Raw genomic sequence first — 17,297 nt, forward strand, 5'->3', positions numbered from 1 at the left:
GACGACCCATCAGCAGTTCCGCATTAGAACAATTAGGAATTGTTGCCGCAAAGGCACGGGCGCTGAACCAATTTGTGCCAAGGCTTGATCACCCCGGCGTGATCGACTAACCGCCAGATGTGCCGACGTATCGATCCAAGGTTTAGGATCGCTCTAATGTAATCCTCAAGAGTTCGATACGCGACCCGGGCGACAGCACAAGGATTTACCGGTGCGCAAGATCACCTCAGCGCTTTCCGCAACCTCGACGTATGCTTTGATCGGCGCAACCTCGCTGGTCTTCAGCTCGGCAGGTCTGACGTCGCCCGTCAAAGCGCAAGAATCCGTGCAGCTCGACGAGCTTTCCGTGGCGGGGGCCTCGGCTGGCACGGGGCGTGGCGGGCAGGGAGTCGGGCTCCTGAAGGACCTGCCGGCACCCTATGCCGGGGGCCAGTTCGCACGGGGCGGCTCCCTGGGTGTGCTCGGGACGCGGGATGCGCTGAACACGCCGTTCAGCACCGTCAACTTCACGCAGCAGGTCATCCAGGACCAGCAGGCGCGGACCGTGGCCGACACCCTGGTCAACGACGCGTCGGTCCGCCTGACGACGGCCAGCAACGGCTTCAGCGACACCTTCCAGATCCGCGGCTTCGAGGTTCAGGCGCAGGATGTCGGGTTGAACGGCCTCTACGGCCTGGTCTCGTCCAATCGCGTGGCGGCGCAGTACATCGAGCGCATCGAGTTGCTGAAGGGTCCGGGCGCGTTCATGTACGGCATTCCGCCGGGCGGCAGCGTCGGCGGCAGCATCAACATCGTCACGAAACGCGCCCTCGACGTGCCGTTCGTCCAGGTGACGCCGCAATATATCAGCCCCGGTAACTTCGGCGTACATGTCGATGCCAGCGCCCGCGGCGGCGAGAACAAGGAATGGGGCATCCGCTTCAACGGCCTGGGCCGGGACGGCGAGGCCACGATCCGGGACGGCAACCTGCGGACGGGCCTCGGAGCCCTGTCCCTCGACTATCAGGGCGAGCGCCTGCGCTGGGCCCTCGACGTGATCTCCCAGAACGACGACACCAAGAACTTCCGTCCGCAGATCGGCCTGCAATCGGATATCGCCTTCATCCCGCGCCCGCCGAGCGGCCGCAGCAACTGGTTCCCGGGAACGCAGCTCCAGCAGCGGGACAACACGGTCGCGTCCTTCCTCGAATACGACCTGACGGACTGGCTGACGGCCTATGGCGGGATCGGGTATCGCGCAGGGTCCAATCGACAGACCTTCCCGGACTACCGGGTCTTCGGCTTTCCCAGCGGCGCCGACGTCCTCGGCAATTTCCGACTCGTCAACGCGTTCTACGATTCCTACAGCAGCACCGTCAGCGGCAATGCCGGGCTGAAGGCGCGCTTCGATACCGGCTTCATCAACCATTCGGTGAACCTGGTCTATACCGGGTTCACGCGGGAGGACGGCTTCGCCTACGTGGCGAACTCGGCGGACGAGTCGGTTCCGTCCAACATCTACAGCCCGTCCCCGCTGCCGGTCGTGACGGGTGAGCGGGTCGCACCGCAACGCTATGCCGGGACCACGCTGACCAGCGTCGCGGTCGCCGACACGATGTCGGCCTTCGACGACACCATCCTGCTGACCGCGGGCGTCCGCTACCAGATGGTGAACCAGAAGAGCTACGACACCGTGACCCAGGCGCGGACGAGCGAGTACGACGCGAACGCCACGTCGCCGCTCGCCGGCATCGTGTTCAAGCCCTGGAAGAACGTCTCCCTGTACGCGAACTATGCCGAGGGCCTGACGGCCGGCACCATCGTGGGGCCGGGCTACAGCAACGCGGGCGCGATCCTGAGTCCCTACAAGTCGGACCAGCAGGAAGTCGGCATCAAGGTCGACTGGGGCACCATCACGACGACGGCGGCGCTGTTCCAGATCAGCCGTCCGGACCAGGTCCAGACGGCGACCAATGCCCTGGCGTATAACGGCGAACAGCGCAATCAGGGCCTGGAATTGTCGGCTTTCGGGGCGATCGCACCGACCCTGCGCGGGTTCGCGAGCGCAACCTTCCTGCGGCCCGAACTGACCAAGCCGATCGACCCGCTCCAGCGTGGGAACGACGCCGCGGGCGTCCCGGATCTCACCGTCTCCGCCGGTCTCGAATGGGATACGCCCTGGGTGCGGGGCCTCTCCCTCAACGGCCGGGTGCTCTACACCTCCGGCTCGTATCTCACCGGCGCCAACACCGTCCGCTTTCCGGACTGGACGCGGTTCGACCTCGGCTTCCGCTACGCGACGATCCTCGGCGACAGGCCGTTCGTCTTCCGCTTCAACGTCGAGAACGTCGCCGACAACCGATACTGGCTGACGACGGGCACCTTCGTCACGGTCGCTTCACCGCGGACCTTCGTCGTATCCGCCTCCTACACGTTCTGACGGGATCGAATGACCCGGGGACGCGCATCGCGCCCCCGCGCTCGGCCCGCGAGCAGCGGCAAGGACATCTTGCGCGCCCCGCGTCCCGTCTGCAATCGTCGGGCGCTGCCTCCGGAGGATGCGTCGCCATGCCTGCTGAACCGATCAAGGGACCGGCGTCGTATTTCCCGTCGATCGAGAAGCGGTACGGCCGACCCATCGCGGTCTGGCAGCAACTCGTCCGAAACAGACTTCCGGCCAGGCACATGGACCTCGTCGCGATGCTGAAGGCCGAGCACGGGATGGGCCACGGGCACGCCAACGCGATCGTGGCGCACGTCCTGGCAACACAGGCTCCGTGAGGCGATCCCGCTTCAAACCGTTCGCCGATCAGGGCGGACGGGGCCGCGTCGATCCCGCGGCCGCGCCGACTCCCGCGCCGGGCGTCAGCCCCCGAACAGCCCCATCACCGTCCGGCGCAGCGGGTTGGCCGGGTCGGAGAGGAGGCGCAGGGCCATCAGGCAGGCGATGGTGACGAGGAGGGGGCGGATCAGCCGGGCGCCCATGCGGATCGCCAGGCGGGAGCCGATCTGCGCGCCGATGAAGGCGCCCACCGCCATCATCAGGCCGATCGCCCAGACCACGTGGCCGCCCAGCGCGAACAGCGCCAGGCTGCCGAGGTTGCTCGCGGCATTGGCGAGCTTGGTGTGGGCGGTGCCCTTCACCACGCCGAGCCCCAGCAGGGTCACGAACCCGATCATGTAGAAGGCGCCGGCACCGGGACCGAAGACCCCGTCGTAGAAGCCTACGGCCGGCGCCCAGGTCAGGGCGAACCAGTTCGGGGTGATCCGCGCGGTGGCGTCCTCGTTGCTCATGCGCTTGGCGGTCGCGAAGTAGATCGCGATGGCCACCAGCAGGATCGGCACGGCGGCGTCCAGCAGGGCGCGCGGCAGCAGGCTGACGCAGAGGGCGCCCGCCACCGAGGCGCAACCGGCGCTGAGCGCGATCTTCCAGGCGTCGGGCCAGTGGATCAGGCGGCGGTGCGCGAAGGCCAGGGTCGAGGAGACCGCGCCGGCACTGCCCTGGAGCTTGTTCGTGGCGATCGCCGAGACGGGATCGAGGCCTGAGAGCAGCAGGGCCGGCAGGGTCAGCAGACCCCCGCCGCCCGCGATCGCGTCGACGCAGCCGGCCGCCACCGCGACCGCGAACAGACCCGCGATCAGGCCGATATCCACCCCGAAGATCATCCCGTCCTCACGTCATGGTCCAGTGAGGGCCGACTGGAGGCGGGATGGAGATCGAGGGGGAAGCGCCGGACGGACGCCTCAGTTGCGGACGACGACCTTGGTCCCGACCTTGGCGCGGTCGTAGAGATCGACCACGTCCTTGTTGGTCATGCGGATGCAGCCCGAGGACACCGCGGCGCCCATGGTCTCCGGCTCGTTCGAGCCGTGGATGCGGTAGAGCGAGGAGCCGAGGTAGAGCGCGCGGGCGCCGAGGGGGTTGTCCTGGCCGCCGGCCATGAAGCGCGGCAGGTCGGGACGGCGCGCCAGCATCTGCGACGGCGGACGCCAATCCGGCCATTCCTTCTTCATCGTCACGGTCTTCTCGCCGGACCACGAGAAGCCCTGGCGCCCGACGCCGACGCCGTAGCGCACGGCCTGGCCGCCGCCGAGCACGTAGAACAGCCGGCGCTGGCTGGTCGAGACCACGATGGTGCCGGGCTTCTCCGTGCCCTTCCAGGCGACGGTCTCGCGCGGAATCGCCTGCTCCTTGAAGATGTTCATGAAGTCGGCGATCGGCCCGCTGTCGAACGGGTTTCCGGCGAAGGCCGGTCCGGTCGATACGGTCAGGGCCGCCGCCAGGGCGGATGCGGCGAGAACGCGGCGCGTCTGCATGGTCGTCTCCTCCAGCCGAGAACCGGCAAAGGGCGGGCGCGTGGGCCCGGCTTTCCCGGAGGCTTATGGTCGGGGGCGCGAGCCTTGGCGTGATGGGGGAGGGGGGTCAACCGCGTCAGGACCGAACGCGCCGCCCCTGTGTGATCCCGGCAACGCCCTCGGGCCGGGGGGCGCCGGGCGTGCGTCTCAGCACCTGACACAATGCCGCAGGAACTTGCGGCGACGCCGGCTTACCCCCAGACTCGGTGTGGTGAGACCCAACCCTGTCCCTATCGCAGGCGCCGCCGAGGCGACCGCGTACCTGCCTGGATCGGCCTCGGCCGCGGCGGCGCGCCCGGTCGTGCGTGCGGTCGAGGTGGTGGCGTCCGGTCTGCTCGCGCTGCTGCTCCTCGTCTGCGCCGTCCTGCCGCTTCTGCGGACGGCGGGGGACGTGCCACACGGCTTCGCCCGCCAGACCGTGATGTCCCAGGCCGCGCTCCCGGAGAACCGGGACAGCAACCTGCGCATCTCGGCCGCGATGGCCGACCTCGACGACAGCTACGGCAGCGTCGCGACCCTGCGGATCCCGCTCGTGACGAAGCACAGGGCGGATCGCCTCGCGATGCCGCGCCTCCTGCCGGCCCCGGCGACGCGCGCGGTCGCCCCCCTCGAGCGCCCTCCCAGACTCATCTTCCCGGCCTGAACGGTCTGCCGCCGTCCGGCGCGCACGGCATTCGACGTCACCTTTTCGCGTTGAATACAACCTGTGTCGTCGGAACGCCCAGATTGTCGGGCATCCCCGGGATCGTCATCGGACGATTCGGACCGGGTCGGAGCGATGCGACCCGCGCTGCGGCAGCGCAGGCGACGCCTTCACACCTGTCACCGCCCTCACCGCGCCCGGCCATGCGACATGGTCCGGCGCTTGCCATGGCCCGAACCGCCCGCGGCGGGCCCTGGCCCCTGAACCCGGCGACGCCGGCCCGCGCCACGCGGGCCATCCGCCAAAATCTCGCAGGAGCGACGCGATCGTGACGTCTTTCAACCACCGCCTGTTCGGGGCCCGGCCGACCGCGCTCGCCGCGGGCGTCGTCCTGGTCGCTCTCTCGGCCTGCAATCAGAAGCAGCAGGCGGCGGCGCCGGTTCCGGGACCCATTCCCGAGGTCAACATCGTGACCGTCCACGAGCAGCCGATTCCCTACGTGCGCGATCTGCCGGGCCGCGTTGCGCCGCTGCGCATCGCCGAGGTGCGCTCGCGCGTCTCCGGCCTCGTGGTGAAGCGCACCTTCGAGCAGGGCAGCCTCGTGAAGGAGGGCGACGTCCTCTACAAGATCGACCCGGCGCCGTTCGAGGTCGAGCTCCAGAGCGCGGAAGCCGCCTTGGCCCGGACCGAGGCCGCGCAGGTCCTCGCCGGACAGCAGGCCGACCGCCTGGAACAGCTGCTCTCGCGCCAGACCGCGAGTCAGGCCCAGTACGACGCCGCCTATGCCGGCCTGAAGCAGGCGCAGGCCGAGGTCGCCGGCGCCAAGGCGACGCGCGACCGCGCCAAGCTCAACCTCGGCTACACCGATGTCCGCGCCCCGATCTCGGGCCGCATCGGCCGGGCGCTGCTCACCGAGGGCACTTTGGTGGAGCAGGGCGGCACCGCCAACCTCGCCACCATCCAGCAGCTCGACCCGATCTACGTCGACATCACCCAGTCGGTGGGCGAGCTGAACAAGCTGCGCCGCGACCTCGCCAGCGGCGAGCTCTCGCGTCTCTCGGCCGACACGGCCAACGTCCACCTCATCATGGATGACGGCACGCTCTACGGCTCGGCCGGCAAGCTGCTGTTCTCCGACGTGACGGCCGATCCGAGCACCGGACAGGTGACCCTGCGCGTTCTGTTTCCCAACCCGCATGACGAGCTCTTCCCCGGCATGTACGTGCGCGCCCGCATCAAGCAGGGCATCGACACCGATGCGCTCGCGGTGCCGCAGCAGGCGATCCAGCGGACCAACGACGGCAAGGCCGAGGTCTGGGTAGTGCGCGACGACAGCAAAGTGATGCTTCAGCCCGTGGAGGTCGGCCCGGTGGTCGACAACCAGTGGGTCATCCGCTCGGGCCTCAAGGCCGGCGACCGCGTGGTCGTCGAGGGCGTGCAGAAGATCACCGCCGGCCAGCAGGTGAAGACCGTCGAGCTGAAGGTCGCCACCGCCGATTCCGGGCCGAAGCCCCGCGACACCGACGTTCCGGAGCCCGAGACCACCAAATCGACGGGTGCGCCGAAGCCCGGGGCGCCCAACGCGGCCTCGCCCGATGCGGCCTCACCCAAGCCCGTGTCGCAGGTGCGCTGAACCATGGCTCGCTTCTTCATCGACCGGCCAGTCTTCGCCTGGGTCGTCGCCCTCTTCATCATCCTGGGCGGCCTGCTCACGATCCCGCAATTGCCGGTGGCGCAGTATCCCGTGATCGCGCCCCCATCCATCGCGCTCTCGACCGCCTATCCGGGCGCCTCGGTGGAGAACCTCTACACCGGCACCACCCGGCTCATCGAGGATGAGCTGAACGGCGCGGCGAACATCCTCAGCTTCGAATCGGCCAGCGACGCTTTCGGCGTGGTCGAGATCACCGCGCAGTTCCAGCCCGGCACCGATTCGAGCCTCGCGGGCGTCGAGGTGCAGAACCGCCTCAAGCGCGTCGAGGCGCGCCTGCCGGCCGAGGTGCGTCAGCAGGGCACCCTGGTGGAGGAAGCCTCCGCCGCGACCCTGCAGATCATCACCCTGGTCTCGCCCGACAAGTCGATGGACGAGATCGCGCTCGGCGACTTCCTCATCCGCAACGTCATCAACGAGATCCGCCGCATCCCCGGCGTCGGGCGCGCGACGCTGTACTCCACCGAGCGCAGCCTGCGCATCTGGATCGATTCCGACAAGCTGCGCGGCCTGTCGCTCAACGCCTCCGACGTGTCGAAGGCGATCTCGAACCAGAACGTCCAGATCGCCTCCGGCGCCGTCGGCGCCATGCCGAGTCCGCAGAGCAACCCGGTCAACTTCCCCATCATCGTGAAGGGCCAGATGACCGCGCCGGAGGAGTTCGGCGCCATCGTGCTGCGCGCCAATTCCGACGGCTCCAACGTGCGCCTGCGCGACGTCGCCCGGATCGAGCTCGGGGGCGAGGACTACAAGTTCACCACCCGCCTCGACGGCGGCGAGGCGGCGGGCATCTCGGTGACGCTGGCGCCGGACGGCAACGCCCTCCAGACCGCCTCCGCCATCCGCGCCAAGATGGAGGAGCTCTCGCAGTTCTTCCCGTCGAACGTGAAGTGGGACATCCCGTACGACATCACCCCAGCGGTCGAGGCCTCCATCGAGAAGGTGCTCCACACCCTCGTCGAGGCGGTGGTGCTGGTGTTCATCGTGATGTTCGTCTTCCTGCAGAACATCCGCTACACGCTGATCCCCACCATCGTGGTCCCGATCGCCCTGATGGGCACCTGCACGGTGATGCTGCTCGCCGGCTTCTCGGTGAACGTGCTCACCATGTTCGGCATGGTGCTGGCCATCGGCATCCTCGTCGACGACGCCATCGTGGTGGTCGAGAACGTCGAGCGCATCATGAACGAGGAGGGCCTTTCCCCGAAGGAGGCCACCCGCAAGGCGATGAGCCAGATCACCGGCGCCATCATCGGCATCACGCTGGTGCTGATCGCGGTGTTCATCCCGATGGCGTTCTTCCCCGGCTCGGTCGGCATCATCTACCGCCAGTTCTCCATCGCCATGGTGACCTCGATCGCCTTCTCGGCGCTGCTGGCCCTGTCGCTGACCCCGGCCCTGTGCGCGACCCTGCTGAAGCCCATCGAGAAGGGCCACGGCCATTCGAAGGGCGGCATCTTCGGCTGGTTCAACCGGGTGGTGGACCGCGAGACCGCCCGCTACGGGCGCGGCGTCGCCGGGCTGATCAAGCGCTCCGGCCGGGTCATGCTGGTCTACCTCGCCCTGGTCATCGGCCTCGGCTACGCCTTCCTCCGCCTGCCGGAGGGCTTCCTGCCGGTGGAGGACCAGGGCTTCTTCACCGTCGACATCCAGACCCCGCCCGGCTCCTCCTTCAACCGCACCGAGGCGGCCGTGAAGAAGGTCGAGGAACACCTTCTCGCCCAGCCCGGCGTGGCGACCGTGACCGTCGTCAACGGCTTCTCGTTCTCGGGCCAGGGACAGGTGACCTCGCAGGCCTTCGTGACCCTGAAGCCCTGGGGCGAGCGCGACGCCGACAACTCGGCGGCCAAGCTGATCGAGGGCACCAACAAGGCGTTGGCGTCCTACAAGGACGCGGTGATCCAGGCCCTCGAGCCGCCGCCGATCGACAATCTCGGCAACGCCTCGGGCTTCAGCTTCCGCCTCCAGGACCGTGCGCAGAAGGGCTACTCCGCCCTGATGGCGGCCCAGGAGCAGTTGCTGTCGCTCGCCCGCAAGAGCCCCGTCCTGCAGAAGGTCTATGTCGAGGGCCTGCCCCCGGCGCCCCAGGCGGAACTCGTCATCGACCGTGAGAAGGCGGCCGCCCTCGGCGTCGACTTCGAGGAGATCAACAACACCATCCAGGTCAATCTCGGCTCGGTCTACACCAACGACTTCCCGAACCGGGGCAAGATGCAGCGCGTGATCGTCCAGGCCGAGGACGCGCAGCGCCTGAAGGCGGCCGACATCCTGAACTACGGGGTGAAGAACGCTTCGGGGACGATGGTGCCGATGTCGTCCTTCGCCGACCTGAAATGGGGCGTCGGCCCGGCCCAGATCATCGGCTTCAACGGTTACCAGTCGGTCCGCATCACCGGCGAGCCGGCCGCCGGCTACACCTCGGGCGATGCGCTCAACGAGATGGAGCGGCTGATGGAGCAGCTCCCGAAGGGGTTCGGCTATGCCTGGACCGGTCAGTCGCTGCAGGAGAAGCAGGCGGGTTCACAGGCCTCGCTGCTGCTCGGCCTGTCGATCCTGATCGTGTTCCTGTGCCTGGCCGCCCTCTACGAGAGCTGGTCGATCCCGTTCTCGGTGCTGCTCGTGATCCCGCTCGGGGTGATCGGCTCAGTGGCGGCGGTGTACCTGCGCGGGATGCCCAACGACGTCTACTTCAAGATCGGCATCATCACGATCATCGGTCTCTCGGCCAAGAACGCGATCCTGATCGTGGAATTCGCCAAGGACCTCTGGAAGCCCGGGACATCGCTGGTGGACGCGACCATCGAGGCGGCGACGCTCCGCTTCCGCCCGATCGTCATGACCTCGCTGGCCTTCATTTTCGGCGTCGTGCCGCTGGCCATCGCCACGGGCGCCGCCTCGCGGAGTCAGCAGGCGATCGGCACCGGGGTGCTCGGCGGCATGATCTCGGCCACCGTCCTGGCGGTCCTCTTCGTGCCAGTGTTCTTCGTGGTGGTGATGCGGCTCTTCCGCCGCAAGGACGCCACCGAGGGCATCCAGCCCGAGGCGGAGCCGGGCGCCGTGCACGTGCCCCATCACGCCCCGGCCGAGTAGGCCGGCGCGGCGGGGCTCTCCCCCCGGGGGAGCCCCGTGTCCTTTCGAGGGCCGGCGCCGGCGGGACCGGCCCATGAAAAGGGGCGCGCGGTCCGGTCGACCGCGCGCCCCTCTTTCGTACGTCGTCCGGTCGTGACCGGGGCCGAGCCTCAGACCTCGCGGGCGATCATCATCTTCTTGATCTCGGCGATGGCTTTCGCCGGGTTCAGGCTCTTCGGGCAGGTGTTGGCGCAGTTCATGATCGTGTGGCAGCGATACAGCCGGAAGGGATCATGCAGAGCGTCGAGGCGCTCGCCGGTGTTCTCGTCGCGGCTGTCGATCAGCCAGCGATAGGCCTGGAGCAGGGCCGCCGGGCCGAGGAAGCGGTCGCCGTTCCACCAGTAGCTCGGGCACGAGGTGGTGCAGCAAGCGCAGAGGATGCACTCGTAGAGACCGTCGAGCTGGGCCCGGTCCTCCGGCGTCTGCTTCCACTCGCCTTCGGGGGCGGGCGTCTCGGTCTGGAGCCAGGGCTCGATCGAGGCGTGCTGGGCGAAGAAGTTCGTCAGATCGGGGACGAGGTCCTTCAGCACCGGCATGTGCGGCAGCGGGTAGATCCGCACCGCGCCGGTCTTCTTGCCCTTGGCGTGCTCCTGGCACTCGTCGATGCCCATGGTGCAGGCCAGTGCGTTCTGGCCCTCGATGTTCATGGCGCAGGAGCCGCAGATGCCCTCGCGGCAGGAGCGGCGGAAGACCAGGGTCGAGTCGACCTTGCTCTTGATCCACAGCAGGGCGTCGAGGACCATCGGGCCGCAATCGTCCCGGTCGACCTGGTAGACGTCGACGCGCGGATTTTTGCCGTCATCGGGATTCCAGCGGTAGATCCGGAATTCCTGCAGGTTGTTGGCCCCCTGGGGCCGAGGCCAGGTCTTGCCCTCGGTGATCTGGGAGTTCTTGGGGAGATTGAACTGAGCCATGGTGTGGCGTGCCTAAATCCGTCTCGTGAGAACCAGTCTGAGCAACGACGAACGTCGTTGCCTCAGTACACGCGCGCCTTCGGCTCGATGTACTGGATCTCGTTCGACATCGTGTAGGTGTGGACCGGACGGTAATCGATACTGACCTGCTTGGAGGTGTCGTCCATCCAGGCCAGGGTGTGCTTCATCCACTCCTTGTCGTCGCGGTCCGGGAAGTCCTCGCGGGCGTGGGCGCCGCGGCTTTCCTTGCGGTTGGCGGCGGATTCCATGGTGACGACGGCCTGGCCGATGAGGTTGTCGAATTCCAGGGTCTCGAGGAGATCGGTGTTCCAGATCAGCGAGCGGTCGTTGACGTGGATGTCCGGGATGCCGGCGGCGACCTTGTGGATCAGGGTCTTGCCCTCTTCCAGGACCTCGCCGGTGCGGAAGACGGCGCAGTTGTTCTGCATGGTCTTCTGCATCTCGGCGCGCAGCTGCGCCGTCGGCGTGCCGCCGCTGGCGTAGCGGAAGCGGTCGAGACGCCCGAGGGCCTTGTCGGCGGAGTCCTTCGGCAGCTCCATCTGGCGGGCGCCCGGCTCGACGATCTCGGCGCAGCGCAGGCCCGCGGCCCGGCCGAAGACCACGAGGTCGATCAACGAGTTCGAGCCGAGGCGGTTGGCCCCGTGCACCGAGACGCAGGCCGCCTCGCCCAGCGCCATCAGGCCTGGCACCACGGTGTCGGGGTTGCCGTTGCGCAGGGTCAGGACCTCGCCGTGATAGTTCGTGGGGATGCCGCCCATGTTGTAGTGCACGGTCGGCAGCACCGGAATCGGCTCCTTGGTGACGTCGACGCCGGCAAAGATCTTGGCCGATTCCGAGATGCCGGGAAGGCGCTGGTGCAGGATGGCCGGATCGAGGTGGTCGAGGTGCAGGTAGATGTGGTCGTTGGACTTGCCGACGCCCCGACCGGCCCGGATCTCCATGGTCATCGAGCGGGAGACGACGTCGCGCGAGGCGAGGTCCTTGGCCGACGGAGCGTAGCGCTCCATGAAGCGCTCGCCCTCGGAATTGGTAAGATAGCCACCCTCGCCGCGCGCGCCCTCGGTGATCAGGCAGCCGGCGCCGTAGATGCCGGTCGGGTGGAACTGCACGAACTCCATGTCCTGCAGGGGCAGGCCGGCGCGCAGCACCATGGCGTTGCCGTCACCGGTGCAGGTATGGGCCGAGGTGGCCGAGAAGTACGAGCGCCCGTAGCCGCCGGTGGCCAGGATCGTCATCTGGGCGCGGAAGCGGTGGATCTCGCCGGACGCCTGGTCGATGGCGATGACGCCGAGGCAGCGGCCCTCCTCATCCATGATGAGGTCGAGGGCGAAGTACTCGATGAAGAAGTTGGTGTGGTTCTTCACCGCCTGCCCGTAGAGGGTGTGCAGCATGGCGTGGCCGGTGCGGTCGGCCGCCGCGCAGGTGCGCTGGGCGGTGCCCTTGCCGTAATCGGTGGTCATGCCGCCGAACGGCCGCTGGTAGATCTTGCCCTCTTCGGTGCGCGAGAAGGGCACGCCCCAATGCTCGAGCTCGTAGACGGCCGCCGGCGCGTTGCGCACGAGGTACTCGATCGCGTCCTGGTCGCCGAGCCAGTCCGACCCCTTCACGGTGTCGTACATGTGCCAGCGCCAATCGTCGGGACCCATGTTGCCGAGGGAGGCCGAGATGCCGCCCTGCGCCGCCACCGTGTGCGAGCGGGTGGGGAACACCTTCGAAATGCAGGCGGTGCGCAGGCCGGCCTGGGAGCAGCCTACGGTGGCGCGCAGGCCGGCGCCGCCGGCACCCACCACCACCACGTCGAAGGTGTGGTCGTTGATCGTGTAGGCGGGGGTGCCGTTGCCGTTGGTTCCGTTGGTGGCCATGGGCTGATCCTTCGGGTTCGGGGTGCGGGTCAGACGAGCTTGCCGAGGCTGACGCGCAGGATCGCGTACAGGCAGGCCACGGCGACGATGACCGCGTAGAAATTGTTCGCAAGCAGGCTCAAGAGCTTGAGCGTCCTGTCGTGGACGTAGTCTTCGATCACGACTTGCATGCCGATCCTCATATGGGCCGTGACCGAGATCACGGCGAGGATCAGGATGAGCGCCACCACCGGGTGCGACATCAGCGCGATGGCCTCCGGGTAGGGCCGGTTCGCCATCAGGGCGACGATCACCACGAAGGCCAGCATGAGCGGCGCGTTGGCGGCGGCGGTCAGGCGCTGGATCCAGAAATGGCCCGCGCCGTGGCCGGAGGCCCCGAGGCCCTTCACCCGGGCGCGGGGCGTGCGCATGGTGACGTTGGTGTTCTGGCGATTGTCGACCATCGGTCCGCCTCCTCAGCGCAGGGTCAGGGCGAGCGCCCAGATCAGGACGGTCAGGATGACGGAGCCGATCAGGGTGGCGCGGGCGAGGCCCATGCGCTGGGCGCGGTCGAAGCCGTAGCCGAGATCCCAGATGAAGTGGCGCAGCCCGCCCAGCATGTGGTGCATCAGGATCCAGGTGTAGACGAACAGCACCAGGCGCCCGACGATCGAGCCGAAGAACCACGATACGGTGCCGTAGGCGCCCGGGCCCGAGGCGAGGGCCACCAGCCAGATCGCCACCAGGGCCGAGCCGCCGTAGAGTGCGGTGCCGGTGATGCGGTGGAACACCGACATCGCCATGGTCCAGGTCCAGCGATAGATCTGGAGGTGGGGCGAGAGCGGCTGGGCGACCGTGGGACGGACGGTGGGAGCCATCGTGCGGAAGGTCCTCGACTGGGCGGCGCACCCGGATTTGAAGGCGCGCCAAGAAAAATTTGGATCGTCTCTAAAGTGCTAGCGGGCAGGCGCCAATGCGCAACCCGAGTTTGCCGCAGTGCACATGCGACACAACCGCCAAATCGTCATTCTGTCCGAATCGCCTCACGGCAGCCATCCGAGCGCGCGCCACCACAGATAATCCAGGGGCGCGATCACAAGGAGGGACACGAGCCCCGTCGTCAGCGTGAGCTTCGTCGCCGCCCGCAGCGGCACCTTGCCGAGATCGACGGCGAGCACGATCGGCGGCGCTTGGTAGGGCAGGAACAGGGTCGAGTAGCCGACCACCTGGATCATCACCACGGCCGCCAGGTCGAGGCCGCTGGCCCGGGCCATCTCGCCCGCGAGCGCCGTGTAGAGCGCCGGGGCGCCGTTGGCCGTCACCGCCAGGGTCAGGATCGCCGCCAGTCCTGTCAAAATCCCGAAATTGTAGCCGGGCGCATCGGGGGTGAGGGGCGCGACGTGGAGGAGGGCATGGCCCAGGCGGGCGCCGAGACCGGTCTCGTTCACGGTGGCCACGAGGCCGAGGAGCGCGGCCACGTAGAAGCAGGTGCGCAGGTTTACCGCGCCGAAAGCCTCGGCGGGCAGGACGCCGATGCGGGGCATCAGGCAGAGGATCGCGGCGACGAGGCCGACCCAGGCGGGGGCGATGTGGTGCAGGCTGTCCGTGACCCAGAGCGCAAGGGTTCCGGCGAGGATCACCGCGAGGCGGCGCGCCTCGGGGCGCAGGGGCTGCTTCACCAGGGCGGCCCCGTTCTCGCCGTGGTCGAGCCGGTCGGGAAAGATCCAGAGAATCGCCAGGACCAGCAGGACGCCCTTCGCCAGGGCCAGGACCGGCGCGTGCAGCAGGAGGTAGGGCAGGTAAGCGATGTGGAGGCCGTACTGCGTCTCCGCCGTGCCCGCCATCACGAGATTCGGCACGTTCGCGGGCAGGATCGCGGCGGAGAGGATCGGCGTGGCGAGCCCCACCGCCAGGACCGCACCGTGGCGGCCGGGGCGCCCGCCCGCAAGGCCGAAGGCGTCGCACAGCGCCAGCACCACCGGAACCAGCAGGGCGATCCGCCCCAGATTCGACGGCATCACGAAGGCGACGGCGAAGGACAGGGCGACGATCCCAGCGATGAAGGCCGGGTAGGAGGTGGAGAGATGCCCCGACAGGCTTCGCGCCAGGCGGTCGCCGAGCCCCGAGCGCGTCATGGCCAGACCGACCACCATGCCGCTCAGGACGAGCCAGAACGCCGAGGAGGCGAAGCCCGAGAACACCGTCGCGGGGGGCGCGAGGTGGAACAGCATCGCCCCTGCGAAGAACAGCATCGCGGTGATGATCTCGGCGATCAGGCCACTCGCCCAGAGGCCCATGCAGAGCACGAGCAGGAGCGCGGTCACCGCGACCGTCGCCTCCCCGCCCATGAACGCCCCTGCCGGCATGCCTCGGTCCACCCCGTCGTGTCCGGCGGGACAATGATCCTACCTTGGAGCCGTTCGCAATTCGGGGTTTTCCGATCCAGCCTTCGCCGGCCGCGAAGCCTCAGAAACGGGCCGGATCGAGTTCGAAGGTCGGGGGCAGCGCCTCGAACCAGGCGCCGTAATAGGGATCGTGGGGAAGTTTCGCCGCCCAGCGATCACGAAACCGCCGGTGCTCGTCCGGATCGACGGTGCGGGCTCGGTTCCGGCTCTCGTAGTGGTAGAGGCTGGCCTGGGCGCAGTAGACGCTGCGCAGGCCGCGCTCTCGCAGCCGCAGACACAGATCGACGTCGTTGTAATTGACGGCGAAACCCGCATCGAAGCCGCCGATGGCGTCGAAGTCCGACCGCCGCACCATCACGCAGGCCCCGGTGACCGCGAGGTAGTTCCGGCTGCCGACGGTGGAGAAGTAGTGCCCGGGATCGTCGCCGGGATAGCCGCGCCGGACATGGTCGGGGGTGGCATCGATGATCGACACGCCGGCATGCTGGATCTCGCCGGTCTCGAACAGGAGCTTGGGGCCGACGGCGCCGACGCCGGGAATCTGCAGCTGCGCCAACAACGCCTCGATCCAGTCGGGCGTGATGACCGCGATGTCGTCGTTGAGGAAGACCAGAACCTCGCCGCTCGCCGCGGCGGCGCCGAGATTCATCTTGGCGGCCACGTTGAAGATCGGCTCCGACCAGGTCACGCGTCGGGCGCCGTGGCGGGCCAAGGCTGCCTCGGTGCTTGGGCGCAGATCGCCGTTATCGACCACCACGAACTCGATGTCGGGATAGGTGCTCTTCGCGGCGACGCTGTCGAGGCAGGCAGCCAGGAGGTCCACGGTGCGGCCGCCCACGAGGCTGTCGCGGCCGGCGGTGGGGATCACGATGGAGACGCGGGGGCGCGCCGTCAGCTTGCGCCGCATCTCGAAGCAGCCCTTGAACGCGCTCGCGCGGGCGAAGTCGAGTTCACCGGTGCGCCGGGCCCGGTCCTCCAGGCCACGGATCGCCGCGGCGATGACGTAGTCCTTGTTGTCCATGGTCTGGGCCGTGGAGCCCGGAATCGCCCGCCAATGGTAGAGCACCTTCGGCACGTGGACGACGTTGCGGACATGCTCGGTGTAGCGGAGGGCGAAGTCGTAATCCTGCGCGCCGTTGCATTCGTCGCGAAAGCCGCCGATCCGCCGGACGATATCCATCCGGTAGAGCGCCAGATGCGCCGTATACATGCAGGATTCGAGGGCTTCGGGCGACCAGTCCGGCTTGAAGAACGGCTCGTAGCGCACCCCGTCGATCGAGATCTTGTCCTCGTCCGAGTAGATGAAGTCGACGCTGTCGTCGGCGTTCAGGATGCGGACGAACTCGTACAGGGCGTTGTCGGGGATCGCGTCGTCGTGGTCCATCAGGGTCAGGTAGGCGCCGGTCGCCAGCGCCATGGCGTCGTTCGAGGCGGCCGAGATGCGTCCGTTCGTGGTCCGGCGATGCAACTTGATGCGCGGGTCGGCGGCCGCGAAGGCCTGGAGCAGCGGCCAGATCTGCGGGTCCGGCGAGTTGTCGTCGCAGAGGCAGAGTTCCCAGTCCGGATAGGCCTGGGCCTGCACCGAGGCGATGGCGGCTTCCAGCCAGCGCCGGGGGGTGTTGTAGACCGGCATGACGATGGAGATGCGCGGGCGCAGGCGAAAGCCTTCGATCTCGGCGCGCATCGCCGCCACGCTGAGGCGACCCGGCGTCTCCACTTTGTCGATCCAGGCCGTGTAGGAGGCCGCCACCGGGCGCGGCCGGGCGCTCGCCCGGAAATCGCGCCAGAGTTCGGCGGCCCCCTTCTCGCGCCAGGCGGCGTGGATGCGGGCGAGGAGGCGGGTCGGCGCGCGCTCCGCTTCGGGCAGCGCCTGCACGCGGCGGCGAGCGGTCTCGGCGATCGCACCCACAGGGCCGAGATAGGTCAGGGAGACGTCGGCGAGGCGGAAGCGTCCGGTGCCGCTCATCGGGTCGAGGCGCAGGCCGCGGACCCGGCGCGGCAGGCGCACGAGATTGTCGACGCCGCTGGAATCGGCCTCCAGCGGAATGGTCAGCGTCTCGCGAAACCCCTTGCCGTCGTCGACGTAGAGGATCGGGACGAGCTTCGTGCGGTCGAGGGCGGTGAGGTCGGCGCGGAGGCGGACCCAGCCGCCGCGATGGCGCCGGCGGCCCTCCGGAGGCCAGAGGCGGAAATGTGGGTCGGACCCGGTCGCGCGCCACGTGTCGGGCGTTCCCTCGGCCACGATCTGGCTGACGGCGTCGAGGCGACAGCGTAGGGTGCGCGGCAAACCCGGATCCT

General features: G+C 68.3%; 13 protein-coding genes. 5 read left to right on the forward strand and 8 right to left on the reverse strand.

Annotated elements, in window-relative coordinates:
* Positions 1 to 325: 325 nt before the first annotated feature.
* Together ASF58_RS13585 and ASF58_RS13590 are read left to right on the forward strand one after the other, a co-directional pair.
* Positions 326 to 2,419: a TonB-dependent receptor gene (locus ASF58_RS13585; protein WP_244477315.1), complete on the forward strand. Its 2,094-nt coding sequence runs from the start codon at positions 326 to 328 to the stop codon at positions 2,417 to 2,419.
* A gap of 128 nt (positions 2,420 to 2,547) precedes the next feature.
* The gene (locus ASF58_RS13590; protein WP_055952920.1) at positions 2,548 to 2,760 is read left to right on the forward strand and encodes a DUF4287 domain-containing protein; all 213 of its coding nucleotides are present in this window, start codon (positions 2,548 to 2,550) and stop codon (positions 2,758 to 2,760) included.
* 84 nt (positions 2,761 to 2,844) lie between these two features.
* Here ASF58_RS13590 and ASF58_RS13595 read toward each other — a convergent pair whose 3' ends face one another.
* Together ASF58_RS13595 and ASF58_RS13600 are read right to left on the reverse strand one after the other, a co-directional pair.
* Positions 2,845 to 3,645: a TSUP family transporter gene (locus ASF58_RS13595; RefSeq protein WP_055952923.1), complete on the reverse strand. Its 801-nt coding sequence runs from the start codon at positions 3,643 to 3,645 to the stop codon at positions 2,845 to 2,847.
* A 78-nt stretch (positions 3,646 to 3,723) separates the two neighbouring features.
* The gene (locus ASF58_RS13600; RefSeq protein ID WP_055952926.1) at positions 3,724 to 4,296 is read right to left on the reverse strand and encodes a L,D-transpeptidase; all 573 of its coding nucleotides are present in this window, start codon (positions 4,294 to 4,296) and stop codon (positions 3,724 to 3,726) included.
* Between the two features lie 250 nt (positions 4,297 to 4,546).
* Between ASF58_RS13600 and ASF58_RS13605 the strand changes: the two genes are divergently transcribed.
* From ASF58_RS13605 to ASF58_RS13615, 3 genes are all read left to right on the forward strand, one after another.
* Positions 4,547 to 4,978 (forward strand): hypothetical protein, encoded by a 432-nt coding sequence (locus ASF58_RS13605; protein ID WP_156375666.1) that lies wholly within the window; start codon positions 4,547 to 4,549, stop codon positions 4,976 to 4,978.
* A 328-nt stretch (positions 4,979 to 5,306) separates the two neighbouring features.
* Positions 5,307 to 6,611, forward strand: a complete 1,305-nt coding sequence (locus tag ASF58_RS13610; protein WP_156375667.1) for an efflux RND transporter periplasmic adaptor subunit — start codon at positions 5,307 to 5,309, stop codon at positions 6,609 to 6,611.
* Between the two features lie 3 nt (positions 6,612 to 6,614).
* Positions 6,615 to 9,779 (forward strand): multidrug efflux RND transporter permease subunit, encoded by a 3,165-nt coding sequence (locus ASF58_RS13615; protein ID WP_055952934.1) that lies wholly within the window; start codon positions 6,615 to 6,617, stop codon positions 9,777 to 9,779.
* A 149-nt stretch (positions 9,780 to 9,928) separates the two neighbouring features.
* Here the strand turns inward: ASF58_RS13615 and ASF58_RS13620 are convergent, their stop codons facing one another.
* The 6 genes from ASF58_RS13620 to ASF58_RS13645 form a co-directional block, all read right to left on the reverse strand.
* On the reverse strand, positions 9,929 to 10,732 hold the full coding sequence (locus ASF58_RS13620; RefSeq protein WP_055952937.1) for a succinate dehydrogenase iron-sulfur subunit: 804 nt from the start codon (positions 10,730 to 10,732) through the stop codon (positions 9,929 to 9,931).
* Between the two features lie 62 nt (positions 10,733 to 10,794).
* Positions 10,795 to 12,615: a succinate dehydrogenase flavoprotein subunit gene (gene sdhA / locus ASF58_RS13625; protein ID WP_055952939.1), complete on the reverse strand. Its 1,821-nt coding sequence runs from the start codon at positions 12,613 to 12,615 to the stop codon at positions 10,795 to 10,797.
* A 29-nt stretch (positions 12,616 to 12,644) separates the two neighbouring features.
* On the reverse strand, positions 12,645 to 13,058 hold the full coding sequence (gene sdhD / locus ASF58_RS13630) for a succinate dehydrogenase, hydrophobic membrane anchor protein (protein WP_055952942.1): 414 nt from the start codon (positions 13,056 to 13,058) through the stop codon (positions 12,645 to 12,647).
* Positions 13,059 to 13,070: 12 nt separating this feature from the next.
* The gene (gene sdhC, locus ASF58_RS13635; protein ID WP_055952945.1) at positions 13,071 to 13,472 is read right to left on the reverse strand and encodes a succinate dehydrogenase, cytochrome b556 subunit; all 402 of its coding nucleotides are present in this window, start codon (positions 13,470 to 13,472) and stop codon (positions 13,071 to 13,073) included.
* 165 nt (positions 13,473 to 13,637) lie between these two features.
* Positions 13,638 to 14,942, reverse strand: a complete 1,305-nt coding sequence (locus ASF58_RS13640; protein ID WP_055952948.1) for an SLC13 family permease — start codon at positions 14,940 to 14,942, stop codon at positions 13,638 to 13,640.
* Between the two features lie 118 nt (positions 14,943 to 15,060).
* Positions 15,061 to 17,286: a glycosyltransferase family 2 protein gene (locus ASF58_RS13645; protein ID WP_055952951.1), complete on the reverse strand. Its 2,226-nt coding sequence runs from the start codon at positions 17,284 to 17,286 to the stop codon at positions 15,061 to 15,063.
* Between the last annotated feature and the right edge of the window lie 11 nt (positions 17,287 to 17,297).

Source organism: Methylobacterium sp. Leaf125 (assembly GCF_001423085.1).
Lineage (GTDB): Bacteria > Pseudomonadota > Alphaproteobacteria > Rhizobiales > Beijerinckiaceae > Methylobacterium.